This window comes from Caulobacter sp. ErkDOM-E (assembly GCF_048541895.1).
Classification (GTDB): Bacteria; Pseudomonadota; Alphaproteobacteria; order Caulobacterales; family Caulobacteraceae; genus Caulobacter.
The window spans coordinates 566,948-588,901 of the sequence record NZ_CP183331.1; the positions used below are offsets into that span (position 1 = coordinate 566,948).

The window sequence follows — 21,954 nt, forward strand, 5'->3', positions numbered from 1 at the left end:
CCCAGACGCCCCGGATGAATCTGGGCCCCGGCCTTCGCCGGGGAGAGCGGGGGTTTTGAGTTCGCGTAGACGTCCTTCTCTCCGGAGAAGGAGGCCTCCTTTAATCTCACGGCGAGACGATCACAGGGCTGTTCGGGTTGCTCAAATGACCGCCAGAGCAGGCTCACCAGCAAGGGTTTGAGGCGTGGCCGCATCCGGGGCGGATGGGTGGCGAAGGGTTGTTGTCGAATGTTGCCTTCTAATTTGGTCGGCAATCAAAAACCTTGTCATCCCGGACGCGCCGAAGGCGCGAGCCGGGACCCAGGGGCCGGCGCACTGCAGTTGCTCTGGGTCCCGGCTCTCCGCTGCGCTACGGCCGGGATGACAAGGAAATTTTGTGTCGGCTGATGGTTGGTTGGCGGTTACTGCCAGCCACCAGCAAGCTGCGCCAAGCCACCAATGGCGAAACCAAAGATGATAGCTGACACGAAAACTGCGTATCCGAGCGCGGCTTTCCGCGCATAGCCCTTGTGCCTGTCCACCTTCCGGAAGCCCTTCGCCCAAATCGGAAGAAAAAAGCGAGTTCCGTAAAGCCAGCCTGCAAGGCTCACAAACCAAGCGGCGATGAAAAGTATCAGCATGGCTTGAGCGAACGAGGTCATAATCGGAAAGATTGCATCCGAGCGCTATGTTCGCAACGCCCACCGAAATCAGAAGCTGGTGCTATGCGCCGGATACTCGACGGTCCGGCCAACCTACCCCACCTGCTGCCCCAACCGCTCCCACCCGTCGAAGAACGGAAACCGCTCCGCCCAGAACCCCGCGAGCCGAGGATCGGCGTCGACCCGCCGAACCACCTCCGCCATCCGCGGCGCGACCTCGTAGAACCGCACCCGCCGGGGCCCCCAGCGGCTGACGACGGCGACATAGAGGTCGAGCACGGTCATCTGGTCGCCCATCAGGTAGCGGCCGGGCTCAAGCTGGCTCTCCATCATCGCCCAGCAGTCGAGGATGCGCTCGGCGGTGGCGGCCTTGACCCGGGCCTGCATCGCCGCGTCGTCGCCGACCAGCCGCGAGGGATCATCGCGCACCCAGAACAGCGAATAGATCGAGGCCGGGATGAAGGTCATCCAGCGCAGGAACTGGGCGCGGAGCGGTGAATCCAACGCCGGGGCTAGGCTGGCCTGCGGGTGGCGGTCGGCCAGCCAGATAAGCATGGCGGCGCTCTCGGTGATCGTCTCGCCGGCCGGGGTCACCAGGGCCGGGATCTGCTTCAGCGGGTTGACCACGGCCACCTTGGCCTGCTCGGACTCGCCTTCCCAGGTCGGCGCCTCTATGACCGCGTAGGGCTGCCCCAGCAGGGTCAAAGTGGCTTCGACAGGCACGGAACCCGAGCCAAGCGCGCCGTAAATGGTGTATGCTGCGTTAACCATCGATTAGCAATCTACCCACAACATGTTGTGTGCTGCGACCAACTGACCACTAGATGAACCTGTTGGCTGCGGTACGAAGAGAGCCTAACTCGTCCGTCCGATTCGTGTCCGCCCGTCCCTGGAGCCGCTGCCGATGTCCGCCAAGCTTATCACCCTTCCTGGCCTCCTGACGCCTTCGGCAGCCTACAAGCCCTTCCGTTATCCGTGGGCTCACGAGTTCTGGAAGAAGCAGCAGCAGGTCCACTGGATGCCCGAAGAGGTGCCGCTGGGCGAGGACCTCAAGGACTGGGCCGTCAAGCTCAATGACAAGGAACGGAACCTGCTGACGCAGATCTTCCGCTTCTTTACCCAGGCCGATATCGAGGTCGCCGACAACTACATGGAGCGCTACGGCCGGGTGTTCAAACCCACCGAAGTGAAGATGATGCTGTCGTCGTTCGCCAATATGGAGACCATCCATATCGCGGCCTACGCCCTGCTGCTCGAGACCATCGGCATGCCGGAAAGCGAGTTCGGGGCCTTCCTCGAATATGAGGCCATGCGCGACAAGCACGACTTCATGCAGAAGTTCGGCGTCGAGACCAATGCCGACATCGCCCGCACCCTGGCGATGTTTGGCGGCTTCACCGAGGGCCTGCAACTGTTCGCCAGCTTCGCCATGCTGATGAACTTCCCGCGCTTCAACAAGATGAAGGGCATGGGCCAGATCGTGTCGTGGTCGATCCGCGACGAGAGCCTGCACTGCGAAGGCATCATCAAGCTCTACCACGCCTTCAACGCCGAGACCGGCGCTGTGACCAAGGCCGTGGCCGACGACATCGTCGACTGCTGCAAGACCGTGGTGGCCCTGGAGGACAAGTTCATCGACCTGGCCTTCGAAGCCGGCGAGGTCCAGGGCATGACCCCGGAAGACATCAAGCAATATATCCGCTTCATCGCCGACTGGCGCCTGCGCCAGCTGCAGCTGCCGGAAGTCTATGGCATCAAGGAAAACCCGCTGCCGTGGCTGCAGTCGCTGCTGAGTGGTGTCGAGCACGCCAACTTCTTCGAGGCGCGCTCCACCGAATATTCCAAGGCCGCGACCCGGGGTCAGTGGCATGGCGGCGAAGGCGTGTGGTCCAGCTTCGAACAGCTGATGGCCAAGCGTTCGGAGCCGTCGCTGCCGGCGGAATGATTTTTCGCAACGTGACGTAGGAAACGCCGCCCTCTATCAGGGCGGCGTTTTCGTTTTGGAGTCGCCGCCATGACCACCATCGCCCTGATCGGACCCGGCGCGGTCGGTGGGACCATCGCCGCGTGGCTGGCCCAGAGTCCGGCCCTGTCGGTCACGGTCTGCGCTCGCACCCCGTTCGACGGCCTGGAAGTCCAAACGCCCGCTGGGGTGATCACGGCCGCCCCCACGGTGCTGACCGATCCGGCCAAGGCCCGCCCCGTCGACTGGGTGCTGATCGCCACCAAGACCTATGACACCGCTTCGGCGCAGGGCTGGCTGGACGCCCTGGTGGGTCCCGAAACCCGGCTGGCCGTGCTGCGCAACGGGGTCGAGCATGTCGAGCCGTTCCTGGATCGCCTGCCGGCCGAGCGCATCGTGCCGGCGGTGGTCGACATCCCCGCCGAGCGCAGTGCGCCGGGCCGCATCCTGCAGCGCCGCGACGGCTGGATCCAGGTTCCGGACGACGCGGCCGGCCGCGCCTTTGTGGCCCTGTTCGCCCACACGCCCATCGCGGTCTCGACCACGGCGGACTTCACGACGCAGGCGTGGAAGAAGCTGGCCCTCAACTGCGCCGGGGCGGTCAACGCCCTGGTGCTGAAGCCGGCGAGCCTGGCCCATGACGAGGGCGCGGCCCAGGTGATGCGGACCCTGGTGGCCGAATGCGTGGCCGTGGGCCGGGCCGAGGGCGCGGACCTGCCCGACGACCTGCCCGACGCGGTGATCGCCGGCTATCGCGGCGCCGCGCCGGACTCGGTCAATTCGCTGCACGCCGACCGCCTGGCGGGACGGCCGATGGAGCTGGACGCCCGCAACGGCGTGATCGTGCGTCGCGGCGCCCGGCACGGCATCGCCACGCCGGCCAACGCCATGGTGGTGGCGCTGATCAAGGCGGCGGCCGCTTCCTAGAGGCTAGGGCCGGTCCTTCTTGGGGATCGCCGCGATTTCCTCGGGCGTCAGCTTGGTGATGGTCTTGGCGCGGATGGGCATGGCGAAGCCCATGCCGTCGGAGACCCGCAGGTCCAGATCGATGGGATGGCAGACCCGGTCGCTGCCGCGCACTACACTGACGATATGCGTGCCGGCCGAGCCCAGCTGGTTGGAGCCGCTGGTCAGGTCCAGGCGATAGACGTCCTTGTTGCGGATCTTCATGTACAGCACGTCGCGGCGTGGCGAGCTCCAGCCATGCCAGTCTGACAGCGAGAAGCAGGGCGGGCGTGGCTTGGCTTGCGCCGGAGCGCTGGTCTGGGCGTGGGCCGTCGAGGCGAGCAGGCCGGCGGCCGTCAGGGCCATGATGCCGGCGCGAGTGACAGGCATGATCTTGCGCATTTTTGTCATCCTAATCAGCCCCCTGACCTGAAGATTGGGCTTTGGCGGGCCCATGTCAACGGTCTTGTGCAGTAATTACTGAATAGGGCTGCGCGGCCGAACGGAAACGGCCCGCCTCGGGGTGCGAGGCGGGCCGTCTGTCGTGTCGATAGGGCCGGTTTGGCGCGAGGATCAGGCCTTGGCCGGCTGGGCGTCGTCTTCGGGCATGTCGTCCAGTTCGCCTTCCCATTTGGCGACCACGGCGGCGGCGACGCTGTTGCCGACCACGTTGGTGGCCGAGCGGCCCATGTCCAGCAGGTGGTCGACGCCCAGGACCAGAGCGATCCAGGCTTCCGGCAGGCCGAAATAGGTCAGGGTGGCCATGATCACCACCAGCGAGGCGCGCGGCACGCCGGCGATACCCTTGGACGTCACCATCAGCAGCAGCAGCATGAAGATCTGCTGGGCCACGGTCAGCTCCACCCCGTGCGCCTGCATGATGAACATGGTGGCGAAGGTGCAGTACAGCATCGAGCCGTCGAGATTGAACGAATAGCCCAGCGGCAGCACGAAGCTGACGATGCGGCGGCGCACGCCCACCTTGGGCAGGCTGTCGAGGATGCGCGGATAGGCGGCTTCCGAACTGGCGGTCGAGAAGGCCAGCAGGGTGGGGTCGCGGATCACGCCAAACAGCGGGATCACCCGCTTGCCCAGCACGGCGGCGCCGGCCAGGAACAGCAGCGCCCACAGCACGCCCATGGTCAGGTAGAAGCCGAGCACGAACTTGCCATAGGTGGCCAGCATGCCCAGGCCCTGGGTGGCGATGGTCGAGGCCAGGGCCGCGAAGATGGCCAGCGGGGCCAGCTTCATGACAAAGCTCGTGACCTTCAGCATGATCTGGGCGGCCTGCTCGACCAGCTCCAGAACCCTGGGCGCCTTGTCGTCGAGGGCCGCGACGGCGGTGCCGACGAACAGCGAGAAGACGACGATCTGCAGGATCTCGTTCTTGGCCATGGCGTCGAAGATCGAGGTCGGCACCAGATGGGTGATGAAGCCCTTGAGGGTGAAGGCCTCGGTGGTGGCCGTCGTCTTGGCGCCGACGATGTCCATGTGGGCCATGTTCAGGCCCGCGCCCGGATCCAGCAGGTGAACCATCAGCAGGCCCAGCACCAGGGACACGGCTGAGGCGCCGATGAACCAGGTCATGGTCTTGGCGCCGATGCGGCCGACGGCGGCGGCGTCTTCCATGTGCGCGACGCCGGCCACCAGGGTCGTGAAGACCAGCGGGGCGATGATCATCTTGATCAGGCGTAGGAAGATGTCGGTGATGATCGACAGATTGCCGGCTGCGGCCTTGGCGGCGACCGGATCAAGGAACTGGTTGCAGGCCCAGCCCACCGTGACCCCAAGGACCATGGACGCGATGATCAGATAGGCGAAACGCTTGTTCATGAAGCTCCCCTCGGGCGCCGCGCCGCACGGCGCGAGCAGTCTTTTCAGCTCTGACCTGTCCGACGAACCGCGAGCATGAACCCGCCATGGCCCGCCTCAGTCTTGAGCATGTCCGTCCTTGTGGCCGACGCGCGCGGGTTCGTCCATGCCCTTCGCGCCTGCGAAGGGGGCAGTCTCGCCAATGTCGCGAAACATCGCTATAAGAGCCCATGTCAAACCAAGAAAAAGCAATCGCTGTCGTTGAACAGCTGAATCAGGAATACGAGCGCGCCGTGGGCGCCCTCCGGACCGCCCTCAAGGCCTATCTCGAAACCGGTGCGCGGCCTGATCCGCAGCAGCGTTTCGACGGGACCTTCGCCTATCCCGAACTGCGTCTGATCTATGATCCCGAGGCCCTGCCGCCCAAGCTGGCGCGGTCCTATGCCCGGGTCAGCCGTCCCGGGGTGTATGCGACCACGGTCACCAAGCCCAATCAGTTCAAGGACTATCTGGTCGAGCAACTGACCCTGCTGCTCAATGATTTCGACGTCGAGATCGAGGTCGATCGCTCGCGTCAGGAGATCCCCTATCCCTACGTGCTGGACGCCAGCATCGACCTCAACCAGGCCGATGTGCGCTCGGAAGACATCGCGCGGTTCTTCCCGACCACGGACCTGGCCTTCATCGGCGACGAGATCGCCGACGGCGTCTGGGACGCGGCCCTGGAAGAGACCCGGCCGCTGGCCCTGTTCGACGGCCTGCGCACCGACTTCTCGCTGGCCCGCCTGAAGCACTACACCGGCGCCCCGGCCGAGCACGTGCAGCAGTTCATCCTGTTCACCAACTATCACCGCTATGTCGACGAGTTCGTCCGCTGGGGCATTGAGCAGCTGGCGGAGCCGGGCACGCGCTATGAGGGCCTGTCGTGCTCGGGCGGGCTGATGATCACCGCCGACACCGCCAATCCCGACCTGGCGGTGGCCGAGTCGACCTGGCGCAAGCACCAGATGCCGGCCTACCACCTGATGGGCAAGGGCGGCACGGGCATCACCCTGGTCAATATCGGCGTCGGCCCGTCCAACGCCAAGACCATCTGCGACCACCTGGCCGTGCTGCGTCCCCAGGCCTGGCTGATGATCGGCCACTGTGGCGGCCTGCGCGACACCCAGACCATCGGCGACTATGTGCTGGCCCACGCCTATCTGCGCGATGACCATGTGCTGGACGCCGTGCTGCCGCCGGAAATCCCGGTGCCGTCGATCGCCGAGGTGCAGCGCGCCCTGTATGACGCCTCGAAAGCCATCAGCGGCGACAGCGGCGACCAGCTGAAGAAGCGCCTGCGCACCGGCACGGTGGTCACCACCGACGACCGCAACTGGGAGCTTCGCCACAGCCTGTCGGCCCTGCGCTTCAACCAGAGCCGCGCCGTGGCGATCGACATGGAGTCGGCCACCATCGCCGCCCAGGGCTATCGCTTCCGGGTGCCGTACGGGACCTTGCTGTGCGTGTCCGACAAGCCGCTGCACGGCGAGATCAAGCTGCCGGGCCAGGCCAACGCCTTCTACGAGCGGGCGATCAGCCAGCATCTGCAGATCGGCATCCTGACCTGCAAGCTGCTGCTGGACGAGGGCGCGAACCTGCACTCGCGCAAACTGCGGGCGTTTGACGAGCCTCCGTTTAGGTAGGAGCGGATGGGGCGATCACTTGCCCCCACCTGACCTGCTTCGCAGGTCGTCCGCCCCCGTAGGGGCCAGATGAGAGCGTCTTCCCCCTCCGGGGGAGGACGGCTGCGAAGCAGCCAGGAGGGGGCGAGTGGCTCCTAAATCTCCTCCACCCACGCCTTGATCAGCTGATGGGCGATCGCCAGGGCCGGCGGGGCGAACACGCCGTCCAGTTCGCCCTTGATCAGCGCCCCGGCTTCTTCCTTGGTAAACCAGCGCACCTCTTCCAGCTCGGTCTGGTCAGGCCTGGCGTCGGCGCTGTCGACCTGGGCGATCAGGCCCATCATCAGCGACGAGGGCCACGGCCAGGGCTGGCTGGAGTGGTAGCGCACCGAGGTGGCCGTCAGGCCGGCCTCTTCCATCAGTTCGCGGGCGCAGGCTTCCTCGATGGTCTCGCCGGGCTCCAGGAAGCCGGCCAAGGCCGAGAACATGCCGGGCGGCCACAGGGCCTGGCGGCCCAGCAGGCATTTGTCTTCGTGCACCGCCAGCATGATCGCCACCGGGTCGGTGCGCGGGAAATGCTCGGCCTTGCAGGCGGGGCAGATGCGCTTCCAGCCGCCGTCACCGACCCCCGAGGGCTGGCCGCAGGCGCTGCACCAGCGATGGCGGCGGCGCCATTCGAACATCGAGCGGGCGGTGGCCAGGATGCCGGCGTCGGCCTGCGGCATCGAGGCGGCGATCCCGCGCAGTTCCTCGAAGCGGCCCAGACCCTTGAGCGGCCCTTCGGCCGGATCGGCATTGCCGTCCAGATCGACGGCGAACACCGCGATGTCCTTCCACAGGCCCAGGAACAGCAGCTTTTCGTCTCCGCCGGCCAGCTCCTGGGCCATGTCGGCGCGCAGATAGGCGATCTGGGCTCCGGTCGGCTGGCCGTCCTCGCCCAGCACGTCCTCGACCAAGGGCTTGCCGTTCCACACCGCCACGGCCAGCGAGCCGGCGTCGGCCAGTTTCTCGGCCAGCCAGGACGGGTCGCTGCGTCGCTCGCTTGAGCGGTCCAAAGGGTTGCCGGCGAAGGTGTTGGTGATGATCGAAAGGGCCATGCGATTTCTGTAGCCCAGCCGAGAAGAGTCGTCACGACGTCGCACGGACTTGCATCGTCCGTCATGAGTCGCGATATAGGCCTCGGAGATCGGTGACGGGCGGAGCCCTCGCCAATCTGGTCAGGGCCGAGAGGCAGCAGCCACAACGAGCCAAGCTTCGGGTCGTCCGCCGGTCTCCACCTTTTCCCTTAAATCTGTCAGCAGATCGCCGCCGGGCTCTACCGAGCCTTTTGCTGGGCGCTCTGGCGCACTAGAGTTGTCGCCATGGCCGACCACGACGACCTCACAGCCGATTCCGCGCCGCCATGGGAAGAAGAGCCCGCCGAGCGGGACGCCAATACCGCCGACATCTTCGGCGCGCCGCCGGTTGAGCCCCCGGCCGCTGCGGTCGCCGCCGCGCCGCGGCCGGTCGCTGTCGAAGCCCCGAGCGATCCGGATGCGGCCTATACCGTGCTGGCCCGCAAATATCGGCCGCGCAACTTCGAGGACCTGATCGGCCAGGAGGCCATGGTCCGCACCCTGGCCAACGCCTTCTCCAGCGGCCGCATCGCTCACGCCTTCATGCTGACCGGCGTGCGGGGGGTGGGCAAGACCACGACCGCCCGCCTGCTGGCCCGCGCCCTCAACTACGAGAGCGACAGCGTCCATCAGCCTTCTGTCGATCTGACGGTCGACGGCTATCACTGCCGCTCGATCATCGAAGGCCGGCACATGGACGTCCTGGAACTGGACGCCGCCTCGCGCACCAAGGTCGACGAGATGCGCGAGCTGCTGGACGGGGTGCGCTACGCCCCGGTCGAGGCGCGCTACAAGGTCTACATCATCGACGAAGTGCACATGCTGTCGACGGCGGCGTTCAACGCCCTGCTCAAGACGCTGGAAGAGCCGCCGCCGCACGCCAAGTTCATCTTCGCCACCACCGAGATCCGCAAGGTGCCGGTGACCATCCTGTCGCGCACCCAGCGCTTCGACCTGCGCCGGGTCGAGCCGGACGTGCTGGTCAAGCACTTCGACAGGATCGCCGCCAAGGAGGGCGCGCGGGTCGACGCCGACGGCCTGGCCCTGATCGCCCGGGCCGCCGAGGGTTCGGTGCGCGATGGCCTGTCCCTTCTCGACCAGGCCATCGTCCAGGCCGATCGTGGGGCCACCGTCTCGGCCGCCGTGATCCGCGACATGCTGGGCCTGGCCGATCGCGGCCAGACCATCGCCCTGTTCGAGGCCGTGATGAGCGGCAAGCCCGCCGACGCCCTGGAAGGCTTCCGCGCCCTGTGGGGTTTCGGCGCCGATCCGGCGGTGGTGATGCTGGACCTGCTGGACCATTGCCACGGCTCGGCCGTGGCCAAGGCCCTGGGGCCCGACGCCCTGACCCTGCCCAAGGAGCAGGCCGCGCGTCTGGCCGCTATCGGCGCCCATACCTCGGCCGGCACGCTGTCGCGGCTATGGCAGATGCTGCTGAAGGCCCATGACGAGGTGCGCCGCGCGCCCGACGCCATGGCCGCCGCCGAGATGGCCCTGATCCGCCTGTGCTATGCTGCCGATCTGCCCGGTCCCGAAGAAGCCCTGAAAGCGATGCGCGACGGGACCTCCGTCGGCGGCGCGCCCGGCGGCGGCTCGTCGGGCGGCGGCGGCGGCGGCTCCAGCGGCGCCAGCGCCCAGATTGTTTCGATGGCCTCGCCGGCGGCCCAGGCCATGCCGGTGCTGGCCTCGTTCGACGATGTGCTGGCCCTGATCGCCGCCAAGCGCGACATCGGCCTGCGGCTGGATGTCGAGCAATTTGTCCGTCCGATCAGCTTCCGGCCGGGCGCCATCACCTATGAGGCCGCCCCCGGCGCGCCCGGCAATCTGGCCGGACGTCTGGTGCGGGCCCTGAAGGAATGGACCGGCCAGCCCTGGCTGGTCGCCGCCGAGGGCGGCGGCGGGGCCGAGACCCTGATGGAACGCCAGAAGCGCGAGGACCGCGAGGCGATGGCCCAGATCAAGGCCGACCCCTTCGTGGCCGCCCTGCTCAGCGCCTTTCCGGGCTCGGAGCTTGAGGTCCGCAAGATCCCTGGCCCCGAACTGGCGCCGATCGAGCCGGACGAGGTCGAGGACTGATTTCTCCCTTCCCTATCAAAGGGAGCGTGTTTTTGAGACGGAGCAGACCATGAAAGACCTCGGCGGCCTGATGAAGCAGGCTCAGGAGATGCAGCAGAAACTGGCCGACGCCCAGGCGCGGCTGGCCGAGACCCTGATCGAGGGCGCCTCGGGCGGCGGCATGGTCACGGTCACGCTGAAGGGCACGGGCGAACTGGCCAAGGTCAGGATCGACGAAAGCCTGGTCGCGCCGGGCGAAGGCGAGGTCATCGAGGACCTGATCGTGGCCGCGCACGCCGACGCCAAGAGAAAGCTCGATATTACCCAGGCCCAGCTGATGCAGGACGCCGCCGGCCCGATGGCCGGGATGATGGGCGGTCTGCCGGGCATGAAGTTCTAGGACCACCCCTTCCGTTGGAAGGGGATTTTCAAGGAAAAGAATGGCCGCTTCCGCCGGACCCGAGATCGAGCGCCTGATCGCCCTGCTGTCCAAGCTGCCGGGGCTTGGGCCGCGTTCGGGCCGGCGGGCGGCGCTGGCGCTGCTCAAGAAGCGCGACACGCTGCTGGCTCCGCTGACGGCGGCCATGGTCGACGCCCAGACCAAGGTGCGCACCTGCTCGGTCTGCGGTTCTCTGGACACCACCGAGCCCTGCGCCGTGTGCGCCGATGAGACGCGCGACGGCCGGCTGATCTGCGTGGTCGAGGAGGTCGGCTCGCTGTGGGCCATGGAGCGCGGCGGTCAGTTCAAGGGCCGCTATCACGTGCTGGGCGGCCTGTTGTCGGCTCTGGACGGGATTGGACCCGAGGCGCTGCGAATCGGCGAGCTTCTGGCGCGGGTGGCGGGCGGCGAGGTGGTCGAGGTGATCCTGGCCCTGCCGGCCACGGTGGATGGCCAGACCACGGCGCACTATCTGGCCGATCGCCTGGCCCATTCGAATTCAGGCGTCTCGGTGACGATGCTGGCGCGTGGGGTCCCGGTCGGTGGCGATCTGGACTGGCTGGATGACGGCACGATCGCCCAGGCCCTGAGAGCCCGGCGCCCCGCCTGAGGCCTAGAGCATTTTTCGATCCAAATGGATCGGTGAAATGCTCTAGTCTTTTGTTTTAACGCATTTTCTAACGACGAACCGGCGTCCACTTCGTCGGAAAATGCTCTAGAGGATCGAGCGGATCGCGAACGCCAGGCCGACCCAGAAGGCCAGGCTGCAGCCGACCATCGCGATGCGGCCCCAGGCCAGGCGCGGCGCGGCGATCTTGCGAGCGGCGCTGACGGACGGCGCCTGTTCAAAGCTGATATAGGCCACGGCTTCCTCCATCGCCTCTCTGTTGGAGGCTCAATGCGATCACGTCGGAGCCATGCAACGCCCTGGACGCTTAACCAATCCTTACGGTGGTTCGAGGACAGGCGTAACGCGTCAAAGCGCCCCATGCCAGCGGCCGGGATGGAATCTTTTACCTTCTTTGAGTAAAGTCTCCTGGAGCAAAAGGGTAATTCAACCTCAATTGCCTCAGTTTATACAATTCTATCCCAATGGTGGCGAAGGCTTCGCGGGCTCGCCGTCCGGGCCATCGACGGTCGGCGCCCAGCGCTCGGCCTGGCTGGCGCCCGAACCGCTGTCGGTGTGGCGGACGACCTCGGCGATATCCAGAGACTCGGTCTCGGCGGCGGTATGGGCCCCGGTCTCGAACTCGACATGTTGCGGATAGAAGGCCAAGCGGCCGCCTATCCCGCCGACAGCGGGATAGGGGTCCTCGTAGGACCACACGGCGTTGTCGATCAGCTTGCCGTCGCGATAGATCGAGAAATGGGCCGCAGCGCCCTTGTAGGGACAGTGCGTCACCTTGTCGGTGCGGCGCAGGAACACCATCCGCACGTCATCGCGCGGAAAATAGCGCACCGGCGGATAGCCGGCCTCGCGCAGCACGACCACGTCGCCGCTGTCGGCGATCTCGTGGCCCTCGAACAGCACGCGCACGCGCGCCGGTTCGCGCTCGATCGTGATCGGATGGCTCTCGTCAGGCGTCTTCATCGGTTTTCTCCCGCGCGTGGAATGGGCGTGCTTGCTTAACGCCCGAGACGCGAACTCGGCTACCGGCTGGCAAGCCATTGCTTGTTAAACGCATTGTCGCGTGATCTTCTCCCCGCGAACTGGGGGAGGCGAGGGTGAAACGACCGTAACGGCCGCCCCGACCCCTCATCACGTCAAGGTTAGTGTATGAACATCGTTATCGCCCTGGGCATCCTGGTCACCCTTGTGACCGGCATTCCCGTGCTCATCCAGCTTCTCCGACAGCACCCAAAGGGGCTGCTCATCCTGTTCTTTGCCGAGATGTGGGAGCGTTTCTCCTATTACGGCATGCGGGCTATCCTGATCTTCTACCTCACCCAGCACTTCCTCTTTGAACCCAAGGCCGCCTCGGCCCACTACGGCTCCTACACTTCGCTGGTCTACCTGCTGCCGCTGATTGGCGGCTTCCTGGCCGACAAGTATCTGGGCACCCGCAAGGCGGTCGCGTTCGGCGCGATTCTGCTGGTGGCCGGCCATCTGACCATGGCCATCGAGGGCAAGCCCGCCGTCCAGACCCTGACCTATCAGGGCGCGACCTACGAGTTCCAGGCCGAGGGCCGGGGACAGCAACTGGTCGCCAAGCTGGTCGTCGCCGGCAAACCCTATGACGTCGCCGCCACCAAGACCGGTGATTTTGAGGTCAAGGGCCTGCCCGCCGACGCGCCGCTGCCGGCCGTTCTGGCCAAGGCTGACTACAAGCTGGACGTGAAGGGTCGCGACCCGCTGTACCTCAACATCTTCTGGCTGGCCCTGTCGCTGATCATCGTCGGCGTCGGCTTCCTCAAGCCCAACATCTCGACCATCGTCGGCCAGTTGTATCCGCAGGGCGATCCGCGCCGCGATCCGGGCTTCACCCTCTATTATTACGGCATCAATCTGGGTTCGTTCTGGGCCTCGATCCTGTGCGGCCTGCTGGGCGTCACGGTGGGCTGGTGGGCGGGCTTTGGCCTGGCCGGGATCGGCATGCTGGCCGGCTTCGTCGTCTTCGTGCTGGGCAAGCCGCTGCTGATGGGCAAGGGCGAGCCGCCGGAACCCAAGGCCCTGAAGGCCAAGGTGGTCGGCCCCATCGACCGCGAGATGGTGATCTACGCCCTGTCGCTGGTCGGCGTGGTCGGCGTCTTCTTCCTAGTGCAGCGCAACCCCGTGGTCGGCGCGGCCCTGATCGCGGGCATCGCCGCCTCACTGGGCTACATCCTGTGGTTCATGTTCGCCAAGTGCGGCAAGGAAGAGCGTGAACGCCTGGCCCTGGCCGTGTTCCTGATCTTCGGCGCGGTGGTGTTCTGGACCCTGTTCGAGCAGGCCGGCTCGTCGCTCAGCCTGTTCGCGGCCACCAATGTCCAGCTCGATCTGGTCCAGGCCCCGGTCCAGTGGTTCGGCGGCGCGGTCACCCTGGCCACTTCCGAGCAACTGGTCGCGGCCGGCATCGACAAGGCCTCGACCTTCTGGATCAACACCAGCTTCAACGCGCCCCAGACCCAGGCCCTGAACGCCGGCTGGATCCTGATCTTCGCCCCGGTCTTCGCCTTCCTGTGGACCTGGCTGGGCAAGCGCGGCCGTGACCTGAACCCCGTAGTCAAGTTCGGCTTGGCCCTGATCCAGGTCGGGGCGGGCTTCCTGGTGCTGCAGATCGGCGCCACCTTCGCCGACGGGGCCTTCCGCCTGCCGTTGGTGTTCCTGGTGGTGATGTACATGCTGCACACCACGGGCGAGCTGTGCATGTCGCCCGTCGGCCTGTCGCAGATGACCAAGCTGTCGCCGCCCACCGTGGTGTCGTTCATGATGGCCGTCTGGTTCCTGGCCGTGGCCATCGCCCAGTATATCGGCGGCATGATCGCCGGACTGACCACCACCGAAACCGTCGGCGGCCAGGTGCTGGATCCCGCCGCCGCCCTGGCCACCTCGCTGGAGGTGTTCAACGTCATCGGCCTGATCGCCATCGGCATCGGGGTGCTGTTCCTGGCCCTCTCCCCGTGGCTGAAGAAGTGGTCGCACGGCTCGGACGACACCGACGCCGCGCCCGTGGATAGCGCCACGAAGATCCACTAGAGACTCTGCAAACACGAAAGGCCCCGGAGCGATCCGGGGCCTTTTTTGTTGGGCTCTGCGTGAGCGGTCACGCCATGCCAAAAAGCTTGTCATCCCGGTCCAAGCGAAGCGGAGAGCCAGGACCCAGGGGCCGATGCTCTGCGGCTGCCCTGTGTCCCGGACAGCCTCTGTAAGGCTTCCGGGATGACAAAGGTTTGATCTGTTCCCTAAACCGCCGTGCCGCCCACCGTCAGGCCGGTGATCTTCAGCGACGGCTGGCCCACGCCGACCGGCACGCCCTGGCCCGACTTGCCGCAGACGCCGATGCCGGGGTCGAAGTCGAAGTCGTGGCCGATCATGGTCACCTTGGTCAGGGCGCTGGGGCCGTCGCCGATCAGGGTGGCGCCCTTGACCGGGGCGGTGATCTTGCCGTCCTCGACCAGATAGGCCTCGGTGCACTGGAAGACGAACTTGCCGTTTGTGATGTCCACCTGGCCGCCGCCGAAATTGGCGCAGTAGAGGCCGCGCTTCATCGAGGCGATCATCTCGGCCGGATCGTCCTTGCCGGCCAGCATGCCGGTATTGGTCATGCGCGGCAGAGGCATGTGGGCATAGGACTGGCGGCGGCCGTTGCCGGTGGCCTGCATGCCCATCAGCCGGGCGCTCATGCGGTCGTGCATGTAGCCGACCAGAATGCCGTCCTCGATCAGGATGGTGCGCTCGGTGGGGGTGCCCTCGTCATCGATGGTCAGCGAGCCGCGACGGCCCGGCAGCGAACCGTCGTCGAACACGGTGACGCCCGGGGCCGCCACTCGCTCGCCGATGCGGCCGGAGAAGGCCGAAATGCCCTTGCGGTTGAAGTCGCCTTCCAGGCCGTGGCCGACGGCCTCGTGCAGCAGGATGCCGTTCCAGCCGCAGCCTAGGACCACGTCCATCTCGCCGGCGGGGCAGGGGATGGCGTCCAGATTGACCAGGGCCTGGCGCAGGGCCTCGTCGACCTGATGCTGCCACCGGTCGGGGCTGATCCAGGCCGAAAAGCCGGCGCGACCGCCGGCCCCTGACGAGCCGCTCTCGCGCTTGCCGTCCTTCTCGACGGTGACCTGCACATTGACGCGGACCAGCGGGCGGACGTCGCGCACCAGCTTGCCGTCGGCGCGCAGGATCTCGATCACCCGGCGCTCGCCGGCCATCGAGGCCATCACCTGGACGACGCGCGGATCGCGGGCCCGGGCGAAGGCGTCGATTTCCTGCAGCAGCGAAATCTTGTCGGAAAAGGCGGGTGAGGCGAGGGGATCGTCTTCGCCGTACAGCCGCTCGTTGGTCGAACGGGGCCCCTCGGCGCTGACGCCGGCATAGCCGCGCTTGGCGAGGCTGGCCGAGGCGGCGGCCCGGCCGAGGGCGGCCTCGGAAATCTCGGCGGCGTGGGCGTAGCCGGCGGTCTCGCCGGCCACGACGCGAAGGCCGAAACCCTCGCCCGAATCATAAGAGGCGCTTTTCAGGCGGCCGTCGTCGAAGACGAAGGCCTCGCTCTCGGAGCGCTCGATAAAGAGCTCGCCGTCATCGGCGCCGGCCAGAGCCTCGCCTAGGATCTTGCGGGCGCGATCGGGATCGACGCCAGCGGCGTCAAGCAGGGAGGGGGCGGAGATCGGAGCGTTCATGCGCCTACAGGTAAGCGTTCGAAGCCGTTCCGTCACCCCGCCCCCTTGTCGTTAGTAGTTGTGATGCACCGAACCCGAACCGCTGATCGTGCTGGTCTCGCTGAGGGGTTGGCGGCGCAGGCTGACGTCGCCGCTGCCCGAGATGGCGATCTTGACCGTGTTGCTGGTCGAGATATCGGCGTCGCCGCTGCCGGAGAGGGCGATATCGGCGTTCAGCGCCTGCAGTTCGTCGAGCTCGGCGTCGCCCGATCCCGCCGTGGCCACGACCAGGCCCGTGGTCTGGCCGGAGGCGTTGATGTCGCCGCTGCCATTCAGCGCCAGGGTCAGGGCCGGTTGATTGTAGCCCTGGATCGCCAGATCGCCCGAGCTTTCCAGCGTGAAGCTGTTGACGTTGGGCGCGGTGACGACGATCCGCGTCTGATCGGCGTTGCTGTGAAAGCGGACGCCGTTGCGGTCGATGGTCAGGCTGTCGGCATTGAGGTCGTAGTGATCGCCGTCGCCGTCGGTCAGGCTGATGCGGCCTTCCTCGACACGCAGGCGATCGACGACGGCCCTGGGGCCCCGGATCTCGACCCCGGCGACCGGACCCTGCACATAGGTCACGTCGATGGGCAGGTCGATCGTCAGCGTCTCGCTGGTCCAGGCCAGCTGGCGCGAGACGATCGGCGAGGCCTTCGCGCCGCTGATATCGACATGACGGCTCCGGAACTCGCCGTCGCCGACATGGTCGAAGGGAATGGTCCAGCCGTCCTTGAGAATGACCGGACCGGCCAGGGCGGCGACGCCGGCGAAGCTGCCGAGCATCAGCACGAAGCTGGCTCCGCCGATGATGAGCGCATTACGGATCATGACGGGCCCCTCAGCCTTGGTTTTCGATGGCCGGCTTGAGCAGCCGGAAGTGCAGGCGGCCGTACCAGACGACCGCGTTGAAGAGGCCCACCGTGACGATGGTGAGCAGGGCGCCCAGGAAGGTGGCGCCGGCCATCAGGCCCACACCGGCCAGCAAGGCCGTCAGCGGCCCGCCCGGAGGCGCGGCTAATGGTCCCATGGCGAACACGAAGCCGCCCGAGACGAACAGGGCGACCACGGCGACCAGGAAACCGAACAGCGCCGCCAGCACGCCCATCAGCATGGGCAGCAGGAACATGATGTCGATCGCCCCCAGGCCGATCAGGGCGATGATCGCCGCGCCGGCTGCAGCGGGGTTCTTGGCCTCTTCCCAGCGCTTCAGGCCCGCATCGGCGCGCAGTTCGCGGGCCAGACGGTCGGGGTCGCCCAGGGCGGCGGCGGCTTCGGCCTCGCTGCGGCCTTCGGCCATGGCGTCGGCGAAGTGCGCCTCGTGATCGGCGACGATGTCGGCGATCGTGGTGGCGGGCAGACCGGCCAGACCCCGGCGCAGCCGGGACATGAACTCGATACGGGTCATGCGGCGGCTCCCAGGATGTCTTCGACGGCCGTGGTGAAGGCGGCCCATTCGGTCTTCTGCTGCGTGAAGCTGGCGCGGCCAGCCGACGTCAGGCGGTAATATTTGCGCGGCGGGCCGCTCTGGGATTCGACCAGATAGGTCTCCACCAGGCCGTCCGACTGCATGCGGCGCATCAGCGGATAGATTGTTCCCTCCCCCATATCGATGTCCTTCGCGAGCTTGCTGGCGATCTCGTAGGCATAGCTGTCGGCCTTCGACAGCAGGGCCAGCACACAGAGCGCCAGCACGCCTTTCTTCAGTTGTATTTCAATGGCTTCCGGCACTTGGTCCTCGCCTCGGTTGATGCACTCTTCTACGGCAAGGTACTGAGCGGTGCAAGGTACCTGTCAATGAACGTTACGTAATGATCCGGAGGCCTGCGGCCGGGGTTATTGAAAGCTGTTCGCAGCTGGATGCCCGAACCGTTGCCAAGGAGGGTTTCCCGGGGGTTTCAGGCGCTTGGCAACCGCTGGCGATGCGCGTATGCAGCCAACAGAATGGTCAGTTGGGCGGGGCGCGACCGCGACTCATTATCTGGAGTCGATTGCGCGATACCGCGAGCCTGACTGTAATGTGCATGTCGGCGCGACGTGACGTTGATCAAGGTCAAATGATCGACGTCAAATAGGCGCTGAAACGGGCCGTGAGGGATATGAAGGCGCAATTTCAGGGGTTTCGGCGGGTTCTGACGGGCGCTAGCGCCCTCGCCGCCATGACGGTTTTCGCGGGGCAGGCCCTTGCGCAGGACTTGATGGGTCAGCCGACCCCGGGGGCGATCGATCTTCAGCCCGCCGCTTCGTCGCTGAAGCATGAAGCGATCTGGTTCCACGACGTGATCCTGATGCCGATCATCACGGTCATCACCTTGTTCGTGCTGGGTCTGATCATCTGGATCGCGATCCGCTACAACAAGAAGGCCAACCCGGTCCCGGCCAAGTTCAGCCACAACACCACCATCGAGATCGTCTGGACGGTGGTTCCGGTGATCATCCTGATGGTGATCGCGATCTTCTCGTTCCGGCTGCTGTTCGCCTATAACGACATGCCCAAGCCGTACATGACGGTGAAGGCCACGGGCTACCAGTGGTACTGGGGCTATGAATATCCCGACCAGAAGATCAGCGAGGAAATCTCCCTGCCGCTGACCCAGGCCGAAGCTGTCGCCAAAAAGGTTCCTTACCTGCTGGCCGCAGACAAGCCGCTGGTCGTTCCGGTCAATCAGGTGGTCCGTGTGCAGGTCACAGCCGCCGACGTGATCCACGCCTTCGCCTTGCCGGCCTTTGGCCTGAAGACCGACGCCATCCCCGGCCGCCTGAACGAAACCTGGTTCAAGGCCGAAAAGGTCGGAACCTATTACGGCCAGTGCTCGGAACTGTGTGGGTCTGAACACTCCAACATGCCCATCGAGATCAAGGTCGTTACCCAGGCCGAGTTTGACGCCTGGGTGCAGTCCAAGACCGCTCCGCCGGCGGCCGCCCCCGTCGCTGACGCCGCCGCTCCGGCCGCTGTCGCGATCCCGGCCGCCGCTCCCGCCACCGTCCCGGCCGCGGCTCCCGCCGCGCCGGCGGTCTAAGACTTAGATTGCAGGATTAGTCCGATGGCTCACGCCGCAGACATTGATCATCACGACGCGCACGGCGCCGACGACAAGCCGCCCTTCTTCCAGCGCTGGTTCTTCTCGACGAACCACAAGGACATCGGCACCCTCTACATCCTGTTCGCCATCATGGCCGGGATCGTGGGCGGCGCCCTTTCGGGCCTGATCCGCTGGGAGCTTATGGAGCCGGGCATCCAGGTGTTCTCCGACACCGGCATCCTGGGTCTGTTCAAGGGCAAGCACGGCTACAACGCCGTCGTCACCGCCCACGCCCTGATCATGATCTTCTTCATGGTCATGCCGGCGATGATCGGCGGGTTCGGCAACTGGTTCGTCCCGATCATGATCGGCGCGCCGGACATGGCCTTCCCGCGGATGAACAACGTCTCGTTCTGGCTGTTGGTCGCCGCCTGGGTTCTGCTCTGCCTGTCGATGTTCGTCGATGGCGGTCCGGGTCAGGGCTTCGGCGGCGGCTGGACGATCTATCCGCCGCTCTCGACCATCGGTCACAAGGGTCCGGCCATGGACCTGGCGATCCTGGCGCTCCACCTGGCCGGCGCTTCGTCGATCCTGGGCGCGATCAACTTCATCACCACGATCTTCAACATGCGCGCGCCGGGCATGACCCTGCACCGCATGCCGCTGTTCGCCTGGTCGGTGCTGATCACCGCCTTCCTGCTGCTGCTGTCGCTGCCCGTCCTGGCCGGCGCCATCACCATGTTGCTGACCGACCGTAACTTCGGCACCCACTTCTTCGACCCCGCCGCCGGCGGCGATCCGGTGATGTTCCAGCACCTGTTCTGGTTCTTCGGTCACCCGGAAGTGTACATCCTGATCCTGCCAGGCTTCGGCATCATCAGCCACATCGTCTCGACCTTCTCGCGCAAGCCGATCTTCGGTTATCTGGCGATGGCCTATGCCATGGTCGCCATCGGTTTCGTCGGCTTCGTCGTGTGGGCGCACCACATGTACACCGTCGGCATGAGCATCAACCTGCGGGCCTATTTCGTGGCCGCCACGATGATCATCGCTGTCCCGACCGGCGTGAAGATCTTCTCCTGGATCGCCACGATGTGGGGCGGTTCGATCAGCTTCAAGACGCCCATGCTGTGGGCGATCGGCTTCATCTTCCTGTTCACGGTCGGCGGCGTCACCGGCGTGGTCCTGTCCAATGCCGGCATCGATTACAGCCTGCACGACACCTATTACGTCGTCGCTCACTTCCACTACGTGCTGTCGCTGGGCGCCGTGTTCGCCATCTTCGCCGGCTTCTTCTACTGGTTCGAGAAGATGTGGGGCGTGAAGTACAACGAGTTCCTGGGCTGCGTGCAGTTCTGGATCATGTTCGTCGGCGTCAACCTGATCTTCTTCCCGCAGCACTTCCTGGGCCTGCAAGGCATGCCGCGTCGCTATGTCGACTATCCGGAAGCCTTCGCGAAGTGGAACTACGTCTCGACGGTCGGCTACGCGATCACGGTCGTTGGCGTGGTGGTGTTCCTGATCATCCTGATCGAGGCCGCCATTCGTCGTCGTCCGGCCGAGGCCAATCCGTGGGGCGAAGGCGCCACCACCCTGGAATGGACCCTGTCGTCGCCGCCGCCGTTCCACCAGTTCAGCGAGCCGCCGGTGATCCGCGAAGACGGCCACCACTAGGGCCTGACGACTGAATTGAAGCCTGCGGGGGCGCGGTCTGGACCACTTAAGGGTCCGGGCCGCGCCCTTCGCCCATCAAGACCGCTATAATTAGAACCTGATGTCGAAGATCGCCGCCATGACCCCGGAAACCGCCCCGCTGCAGACGACGCCCGATGTCGCCCGCTGGCAGGACTTCTTCCAGCTGCTCAAGCCCCGCGTCATGTCTCTGGTGGTGTTCACCGGCCTGACCGGCCTTCTGGCCGCCCGCACGCCCATGCACCCGGTGCTGGCCGCCGTGGCGGTGTTGTGCATCGCTGTCGGGGCAGGGGCCTCCGGCGCCCTGAACATGTGGTTCGACGCCGATATCGACGGCCTGATGCGCCGCACACGCGGCCGCCCCGTGCCGTCGGGCAAGGTGCGCGGCGACGACGCCGCCGCCCTGGGCGTGGTGCTCAGCCTGCTCTCGGTGATGCTGCTGGGCATGGCGGTCAACTGGCTGGCGGCCGGCCTGCTGGCCTTCACCATCGTCTTCTACGCCGTGGTCTACACCATGTGGCTCAAGCGCTGGACGACCCAGAACATCGTCATCGGCGGACTGGCCGGCGCCCTGCCGCCCGCCATCGGCTGGGCTGCGGCCACGGGCTCGGCCCCGCTGAACGCCTGGCTGATGGTGGCCATCATCTTCTTCTGGACCCCGCCGCACTTCTGGGCGCTGTCGCTGTACATCACCACCGACTACGCCAAGGCCGGCGTGCCGATGCTGCCGGTAGTCAAGGGCGCCAAGGCCACCCGCCTGCAGATCCTGATCTACAGCCTGATCCTGATTCCGGTCTGCCTGCTGCCGGTGCTGACCGGTCTGGGCGGTCCGCTGTATCTGGCGGTCGCCGGCCTGGGTGGCGCGGTGTTCCTGCTGCTGGCCTTCCGGGTGTTTCTCAGCAAGGCCGGCGACGCCGCCGATCCGCGCGCCGCCGACCGCGACCTCTATGAGGTCACCGACGATGTGAAGGCCGCCGGCGCCAAGGCGGCGCGCAATCTGTTCGCCTTCTCGATCCTCTATCTGTTCGCCATGTTCGCAGCCCTGCTGGGCGAAGCGGTCTTTGGCGTCAAAGCCTTGGAGCTTTTGCGATGAACAAGCTTGTCGAACAAGACGCCGCCGCGCGGGCGCGCAAGGGGCGCAATATTGCCCTGGGCCTGGGCCTGCTGGCCTTTGTCATTCTGATGTTTGTGGTCACTATCGTGAGGCTCGGCGCCAATGTCGCTAACCGTCCCTTCTGAATCCAGCCCTGCTGAATCCGGCAACGGTCCGCTCA

The 21,954-nt window shown here is 66.0% G+C and carries 22 protein-coding genes, 1 other RNA gene and 1 pseudogene; 12 read left to right on the forward strand and 12 right to left on the reverse strand.

Annotation, left to right across the window (positions count from 1 at the left end; translation table 11 throughout):
* Nucleotides 1–238: 238 nt before the first annotated feature.
* The 3 genes and pseudogenes from ACN2C7_RS02815 to ACN2C7_RS02825 form a co-directional block, all read right to left on the reverse strand.
* Nucleotides 239–411: pseudogene (locus tag ACN2C7_RS02815) on the reverse strand (hypothetical protein).
* Complete coding sequence (locus tag ACN2C7_RS02820; protein ID WP_419321530.1) at nt 402–641, reverse strand: hypothetical protein; 240 nt, start codon at nt 639–641, stop codon at nt 402–404. The pseudogene ACN2C7_RS02815 and the gene ACN2C7_RS02820 overlap by 10 nt, the downstream one beginning before the upstream one ends.
* 93 nt (nt 642–734) lie before the next feature.
* On the reverse strand, nt 735–1,412 hold the full coding sequence (locus tag ACN2C7_RS02825) for a glutathione S-transferase family protein (RefSeq protein ID WP_419319711.1): 678 nt from the start codon (nt 1,410–1,412) through the stop codon (nt 735–737).
* Between the two features lie 133 nt (nt 1,413–1,545).
* Here ACN2C7_RS02825 and ACN2C7_RS02830 point away from each other — a divergent pair, with 133 nt between their 5' ends.
* Together ACN2C7_RS02830 and ACN2C7_RS02835 are read left to right on the forward strand one after the other, a co-directional pair.
* The gene (locus ACN2C7_RS02830) at nt 1,546–2,586 is read left to right on the forward strand and encodes a ribonucleotide-diphosphate reductase subunit beta (RefSeq protein ID WP_419319712.1); all 1,041 of its coding nucleotides are present in this window, start codon (nt 1,546–1,548) and stop codon (nt 2,584–2,586) included.
* Nucleotides 2,587–2,655: 69 nt separating this feature from the next.
* The gene (locus tag ACN2C7_RS02835) at nt 2,656–3,531 is read left to right on the forward strand and encodes a 2-dehydropantoate 2-reductase (protein ID WP_419319714.1); all 876 of its coding nucleotides are present in this window, start codon (nt 2,656–2,658) and stop codon (nt 3,529–3,531) included.
* 3 nt (nt 3,532–3,534) lie between these two features.
* Here the strand turns inward: ACN2C7_RS02835 and ACN2C7_RS02840 are convergent, their stop codons facing one another.
* Together ACN2C7_RS02840 and ACN2C7_RS02845 are read right to left on the reverse strand one after the other, a co-directional pair.
* Entirely contained in the window at nt 3,535–3,951 is a 417-nt protein-coding gene (locus ACN2C7_RS02840; RefSeq protein ID WP_419319716.1) for a DUF6491 family protein, read from the reverse strand.
* 171 nt (nt 3,952–4,122) lie between these two features.
* On the reverse strand, nt 4,123–5,382 hold the full coding sequence (locus ACN2C7_RS02845) for a dicarboxylate/amino acid:cation symporter (protein ID WP_419319718.1): 1,260 nt from the start codon (nt 5,380–5,382) through the stop codon (nt 4,123–4,125).
* Nucleotides 5,383–5,591: 209 nt separating this feature from the next.
* Here ACN2C7_RS02845 and ACN2C7_RS02850 point away from each other — a divergent pair, with 209 nt between their 5' ends.
* Complete coding sequence (locus ACN2C7_RS02850; protein ID WP_419319719.1) at nt 5,592–7,046, forward strand: AMP nucleosidase; 1,455 nt, start codon at nt 5,592–5,594, stop codon at nt 7,044–7,046.
* Between the two features lie 134 nt (nt 7,047–7,180).
* Here ACN2C7_RS02850 and nudC read toward each other — a convergent pair whose 3' ends face one another.
* Nucleotides 7,181–8,122 carry an NAD(+) diphosphatase gene (nudC, locus tag ACN2C7_RS02855; RefSeq protein ID WP_419319720.1) on the reverse strand — a complete coding sequence of 314 codons (942 nt, stop codon included), beginning with the start codon at nt 8,120–8,122 and terminating at the stop codon, nt 7,181–7,183.
* Nucleotides 8,123–8,208: 86 nt separating this feature from the next.
* Between nudC and ffs the strand changes: the two genes are divergently transcribed.
* From ffs to recR, 4 genes are all read left to right on the forward strand, one after another.
* An RNA gene (ffs, locus tag ACN2C7_RS02860) (signal recognition particle sRNA small type) lies at nt 8,209–8,301 on the forward strand.
* 85 nt (nt 8,302–8,386) lie between these two features.
* A complete protein-coding gene (locus ACN2C7_RS02865) occupies nt 8,387–10,216 on the forward strand; it encodes a DNA polymerase III subunit gamma/tau (protein WP_419319721.1) in 1,830 nt (609 codons plus the stop codon).
* Between the two features lie 49 nt (nt 10,217–10,265).
* On the forward strand, nt 10,266–10,595 hold the full coding sequence (locus tag ACN2C7_RS02870) for a YbaB/EbfC family nucleoid-associated protein (protein ID WP_419253054.1): 330 nt from the start codon (nt 10,266–10,268) through the stop codon (nt 10,593–10,595).
* Between the two features lie 40 nt (nt 10,596–10,635).
* Nucleotides 10,636–11,244 (forward strand): recombination mediator RecR, encoded by a 609-nt coding sequence (recR, locus tag ACN2C7_RS02875; protein WP_419319723.1) that lies wholly within the window; start codon nt 10,636–10,638, stop codon nt 11,242–11,244.
* Nucleotides 11,245–11,349: 105 nt separating this feature from the next.
* Here recR and ACN2C7_RS02880 read toward each other — a convergent pair whose 3' ends face one another.
* Together ACN2C7_RS02880 and ACN2C7_RS02885 are read right to left on the reverse strand one after the other, a co-directional pair.
* Nucleotides 11,350–11,511, reverse strand: a complete 162-nt coding sequence (locus ACN2C7_RS02880; protein ID WP_419319724.1) for a hypothetical protein — start codon at nt 11,509–11,511, stop codon at nt 11,350–11,352.
* Between the two features lie 207 nt (nt 11,512–11,718).
* A complete protein-coding gene (locus ACN2C7_RS02885) occupies nt 11,719–12,225 on the reverse strand; it encodes a DUF427 domain-containing protein (RefSeq protein ID WP_419319725.1) in 507 nt (168 codons plus the stop codon).
* A 186-nt stretch (nt 12,226–12,411) separates the two neighbouring features.
* Between ACN2C7_RS02885 and ACN2C7_RS02890 the strand changes: the two genes are divergently transcribed.
* Nucleotides 12,412–14,310, forward strand: a complete 1,899-nt coding sequence (locus ACN2C7_RS02890; RefSeq protein WP_419319726.1) for a peptide MFS transporter — start codon at nt 12,412–12,414, stop codon at nt 14,308–14,310.
* Between the two features lie 206 nt (nt 14,311–14,516).
* Here the strand turns inward: ACN2C7_RS02890 and tldD are convergent, their stop codons facing one another.
* The 4 genes from tldD to ACN2C7_RS02910 are packed head-to-tail and all read right to left on the reverse strand — an operon-like array spanning nt 14,517 to nt 17,696.
* Nucleotides 14,517–15,947 carry a metalloprotease TldD gene (gene tldD, locus ACN2C7_RS02895; protein ID WP_419319727.1) on the reverse strand — a complete coding sequence of 477 codons (1,431 nt, stop codon included), beginning with the start codon at nt 15,945–15,947 and terminating at the stop codon, nt 14,517–14,519.
* 51 nt (nt 15,948–15,998) lie between these two features.
* Nucleotides 15,999–16,796 carry a GIN domain-containing protein gene (locus tag ACN2C7_RS02900; RefSeq protein WP_419319728.1) on the reverse strand — a complete coding sequence of 266 codons (798 nt, stop codon included), beginning with the start codon at nt 16,794–16,796 and terminating at the stop codon, nt 15,999–16,001.
* 10 nt (nt 16,797–16,806) lie between these two features.
* Nucleotides 16,807–17,373, reverse strand: a complete 567-nt coding sequence (locus ACN2C7_RS02905; protein WP_419319729.1) for a DUF1700 domain-containing protein — start codon at nt 17,371–17,373, stop codon at nt 16,807–16,809.
* A complete protein-coding gene (locus tag ACN2C7_RS02910) occupies nt 17,370–17,696 on the reverse strand; it encodes a PadR family transcriptional regulator (protein WP_419319730.1) in 327 nt (108 codons plus the stop codon). Before ACN2C7_RS02910 ends, ACN2C7_RS02905 begins: the two co-directional genes overlap by 4 nt.
* A 368-nt stretch (nt 17,697–18,064) precedes the next feature.
* Between ACN2C7_RS02910 and coxB the strand changes: the two genes are divergently transcribed.
* The 4 genes from coxB to ACN2C7_RS02930 all read left to right on the forward strand — a co-directional run bounded on the left by coxB (nt 18,065) and on the right by ACN2C7_RS02930 (nt 21,919).
* Nucleotides 18,065–18,985, forward strand: a complete 921-nt coding sequence (coxB, locus tag ACN2C7_RS02915) for a cytochrome c oxidase subunit II (protein WP_419319732.1) — start codon at nt 18,065–18,067, stop codon at nt 18,983–18,985.
* 24 nt (nt 18,986–19,009) lie between these two features.
* Nucleotides 19,010–20,662, forward strand: coding sequence for a cytochrome c oxidase subunit I (gene ctaD, locus ACN2C7_RS02920; RefSeq protein ID WP_419319734.1), 1,653 nt, complete (start codon nt 19,010–19,012; stop codon nt 20,660–20,662).
* A gap of 100 nt (nt 20,663–20,762) precedes the next feature.
* Nucleotides 20,763–21,773, forward strand: a complete 1,011-nt coding sequence (gene cyoE / locus ACN2C7_RS02925) for a heme o synthase (protein WP_419319736.1) — start codon at nt 20,763–20,765, stop codon at nt 21,771–21,773.
* Nucleotides 21,770–21,919: a hypothetical protein gene (locus tag ACN2C7_RS02930; protein WP_419319737.1), complete on the forward strand. Its 150-nt coding sequence runs from the start codon at nt 21,770–21,772 to the stop codon at nt 21,917–21,919. The genes cyoE and ACN2C7_RS02930 overlap by 4 nt, the downstream gene beginning before the upstream one ends.
* The last annotated feature ends 35 nt before the right edge of the window (nt 21,920–21,954 follow it).